The 785-nt window shown below is 68.7% G+C and carries 1 protein-coding gene; it reads left to right on the plus strand.

Going from position 1 to position 785, the window contains the following annotated elements:
- On the plus strand, positions 1-628 hold a 628-nt coding region (locus AC31A1_RS52115; protein ID WP_489660029.1), incomplete at its 5' end, for a cytochrome P450.
- Positions 629-785 lie beyond the last annotated feature (157 nt).

Here is a 785-nt window from a genome sequence, read left to right on the forward strand (position 1 = left end):
CCTCTCCGGCCTCATCCGCGCCTCCGACCACGGCGAGCACCTGACCGAGAACGAGGCCGCGGCGATGGCCTTCATCCTGTTGTTCGCCGGGTTCGAGACGACCGTCAACCTCATCGGCAACGGCACGTACGCCCTTCTCACCCACCCCGAGCAGCGCGCCCGCCTGGAGAAGTCCCTGGCCGCGGGGGAGCACGCCCTCCTCGAAACCGGCGTAGAGGAACTCCTGCGCTACGACGGCCCGGTGGAGCTCGCGACCTGGCGCTTCGCCACCCGCCCCCTCACCCTCGGCGGGCAGGACATCGCGGCCGGCGACCCCGTGCTGGTCGTGCTGGCCGCCGCGGACCGTGACCCGGAACGGTTCGCCGATCCCGACGTCCTCGATCTCGGGCGGCGTGACAATCAACACCTCGGCTACGGCCACGGCATCCACTACTGCCTCGGCGCCCCGCTTGCCCGCCTGGAGGGCCAGACCGCGCTCGCCACCCTCCTCACCCGCCTCCCCGACCTGCAACTCGCCGGAGATCCTGCCGACTTGCGCTGGCGCGGCGGCCTCATCATGCGCGGACTGCGCACACTCCCGGTGGAGTTCACCCCGGAGCGTCTCCGAACGGGCGGTCAGACCCCGTAGACGCGCTGCCGAACAGGCAATCCAGCCCCTTAAACCCGAAAGTGACAGTTCTTCAACTCTGTGATCTTCACGTGATCTCCGTGGCATTAACTTGTGACAAGTGATCGACTGTGGATACGTTCACCTACCAGCGCGGCGGCCCGCACCACCCCCACCC

This window comes from Streptomyces sp. P5F9 (assembly GCF_057961495.1).